At 52.3% G+C, this 3140-nt stretch carries 3 protein-coding genes; 1 reads left to right on the top strand and 2 read right to left on the bottom strand.

All coding sequences use genetic code 11. The annotated features are described in order from the left end of the window. On the top strand, positions 1-269 hold a 269-nt coding region (locus tag ABGY95_RS07840), incomplete at its 5' end, for a hypothetical protein (protein WP_347441132.1). A 57-nt stretch (positions 270-326) separates the two neighbouring features. On the opposite strand, the gene ABGY95_RS07835 is transcribed toward ABGY95_RS07840, so the two are convergent. Further along, positions 327-1055 (bottom strand): uracil-DNA glycosylase, encoded by a 729-nt coding sequence (locus ABGY95_RS07835; RefSeq protein ID WP_347441131.1) that lies wholly within the window; start codon positions 1053-1055, stop codon positions 327-329. 72 nt (positions 1056-1127) lie between these two features. Beyond that, positions 1128-2669, bottom strand: a complete 1542-nt coding sequence (locus ABGY95_RS07830; protein ID WP_347441130.1) for a M12 family metallopeptidase — start codon at positions 2667-2669, stop codon at positions 1128-1130. Between the last annotated feature and the right edge of the window lie 471 nt (positions 2670-3140).

Raw genomic sequence — 3140 nt, 5'->3', positions numbered from 1 at the left:
CGAAAATTCTAGAGAAGCACCTAGGAACGGTTAGGGCTAAGGCTAAAGAGTACCCAGATCGTCTCTTCAGAGTTGCCGTAGTCGTTGACACACCCACTACTGTCATTGTACAAGGTGGTGGAGGCAAAGGAAGAATCAAGAAGCGCGCGCCATCTGCACAGGCGCGGCGCACGCTAAAACATCCCAAGGCGATTGAAAGACTGGAACGTACTGTATCCACACGCAAGCTGGGTGCGTTTGGAAAGGCGAAGCTAACATACAGCAAGTAAAATATGTCGCTCACGGAGATCTCACTTTTGTCGGCGGCCTACGCCACGTTTTCCGAATCAATTGATGGGAGAGACCCCAAGATCGTTTGTTCGAGCCGGCAATGTGACGCGTGGTGGGTCGTCGGCAATCCCCTTGAGCGGCATCTTCGCGGTTTTATTAGTGGAGTCTGGGGGAAATAGGGCTGCACATGGGCATTGGTGTATATTGCATTTCAGTTTGAATGGAGGGAAGTTGCCCAGCTGTCGATTACATGACAAGGGACTAGGATGCGAGGACACGCAGTGTGTGTGGTTATACTGAGGGGTCGATCTAAACAAGTCCATCGCATTTCTTCCCCAGAGTACAAAATGAAGACTCCTGCCTTGCCTAGCCGCCTCTTGGGATAGGTTCTTCACGACTGCAGCCATTACTTTGTGCCAGAGTTTGCGATGGGAGCCTGCCTTACCTATCTCGACGGTGAGCGCCGTATTGAGCAACAGTACACCACGGGTTGCCCATTCTTCAAGCGTGACGTCAGCAACTGAGTATTTGGTCATTATGTTTCGCAATGATGGAGGAATTTTCGTCGTGTCTTTTGGAATGCCAAATGCTATGCCTGTCGCCATACCGGGCGTGTGATAAGGATCTTGGCCAATTATAACTAGACGGACGTCTCTCGGCCTGCCTACTGCAGAGAAAGCATGCCACAAGTTTTCCAGGCTTGGTTGGTAGGCTCCGGGTATCTCAGCAGAGGCCACAGAGATCGCTGGTGCTAGAATAGCTTCCCAATCCTCCAGAATGGACATGTTGTGAGGGCCCTCTAATATCAAGGTTCATCTCAATTTTCTTCTCCCCAAGTGGTCGTGGGAGTGAGCAGCCTACGGTCTAATCAGCGTGCACGGACCAACTTCAATAGAATCGATGCCTAGCGAACTCCCAACCACCGTCCTCCCGACCTCCGCGACAAAGCGCATTTGGAACGCGGGCGAAGAACCAGCTGCGGTTGCGATGTCTTTCACCGGGATTTCAACACGATTCCATGACCCGCGTGTGATCGGAGTCGTACTGGCCACACTATCCCATACAGATTTCCATGAGGAAGCAGCTCTTCCGTGTCGGAGGTAGATTTTGCTCGCTATGACTTCAACCTTTAGATGGCTAGCTTCTGCTAGATGGAGCTGGAACACCATGCACTCTTCCAACTCCGTCTGCACGTCCTCCGTGGTAATAACTGGTGAATAAAGGGCGGCAGTTTGCCCCGCAATTTTCATCGAAGACAAGTACTTGGTGCTAAACTGAAGGAATCCTGCGTCACTACTGGTGGCTGCGTGTGTGGGGGCGTATGGGTCGTAGTTCGTACCGGCAGACAGCATGAAAGGAAAGTCGGAACCCGTCTCTGCAATTGGATTATAGTAGTACCCATTCTCCCAGCTGCAGGCGCCGGTGAGACCACTGAAGTCACACCTCAACTTGCGATTCAGAGAAGAGCTAGATGCCGATGCACCACGGAGTGTATGTGAGGCCGTAGCAGCAGTGGCGACATTTTCGGTCGTGCCGTACAACTGTGCTATTTTTTTGAGGTCACCGTGGGACAGACCGTCTCTCTGGCCGACCGTGGCCTCATGCTTGTAGTTAGACGTCTGCTTCCAGAGCATATAACGCCGCGCTTGTGGTATCAATGCTGCACATTCCACACTTAGACAATCATTTGAGGACACGGCATGACCAGCCGGTTCGTAGTGCATGATGGAGCCATAGTCATACTCCCCGAAGTCGACCTTATGGTTGGCAGGTGCATAGCCAGCCCCGTAGTTGTCGCCGGGTGCGTTGAACGAGAATGAAGGTCTGAGGTTCGACTTGATCACGTCCAAGTATTGGTCTCTGTCCTGGCGCTGCTGCTCATGGCTGAAGCCGATCAAGTGTCCGAGTTCGTGAATGATATCGCCAGTGCTGCACCCAGCATTGAGGTCCATATCATTCATCCCACCATTGACAATGTCGGTGGTTACCCGTTGGTTTGGAGCCATCATCATGAGAGAGAGCACCTGTCTGCCCGTCTGCCGTCCGACGAAAGACGCACAAGTGTCGGGACTCCATTGGACGGCAACGTAATCATCGGGAAGCGAATGGAAATTGGTAAGTTGGCGAGGTACGAACCTGACTGCGGTATGACGGTGGTAGTGTGCAAATGCAGATATAATGCGCTGTGCCGATGCTATCTCGGCGTCCCGGAGAGCACCGGAAGCGGAGCTAAGCAATGGAGGCAGCACGTAGGGTATTATACCTCCATTCCACACTGATACTCCGAGTTCTTTTCCAAGCGTTGCGCCGGAGTATTCATCTATTACGCTAGGTATACCGGCTGCGGCCATGGGGAGCGCTAGTCCTAGTGTTAGAATCGAGCGGTTGATGCGAGTCATAGACTATGTAATGTCTCTGTAAGCACCTGGTTCACTTCAATTTTCTTCTCCATACAGAATCTTCTCGACGCTATCTAGGAGCCTTATCAAACTGCGCCTGCAGGCTTTATCTACGCAGCTCGCATGCAACATGCGATCGCAACCGAGCCCCACATCGCGAACTAGGGCATAGAGGTCGGCTTGGTTATCTGGACATTCGGTTGTCACAGAATCGAGGAGCCTTCCGGTCTCTCCAGGAGTATCAGACTCGAGGTGTCTGAGCAAGAGTCGAATGAACTTGGGCAGTTTTTCCTGGTGACCAGTTTCCAAATAGGTGAATATTTGCTTCGCGTGATGCCTGCAGGTGAGCGCACCCAAGAGGAGCGCAAGATCAGGCACTGAATAGTCTGACAGAGGGCGTTTGCCAATGCCCGTCCACAAACATCGCGCCTGGAGTATCTGCACCGCCGAACCCATCGTAGTCAACGTAAC

The sequence above is a fragment of the Rubritalea sp. genome (genome assembly GCF_039830215.1).
Lineage (GTDB): Bacteria > Verrucomicrobiota > Verrucomicrobiia > Verrucomicrobiales > Akkermansiaceae > Rubritalea.
This window is presented reverse-complemented; position numbering and strand designations above follow the sequence as displayed.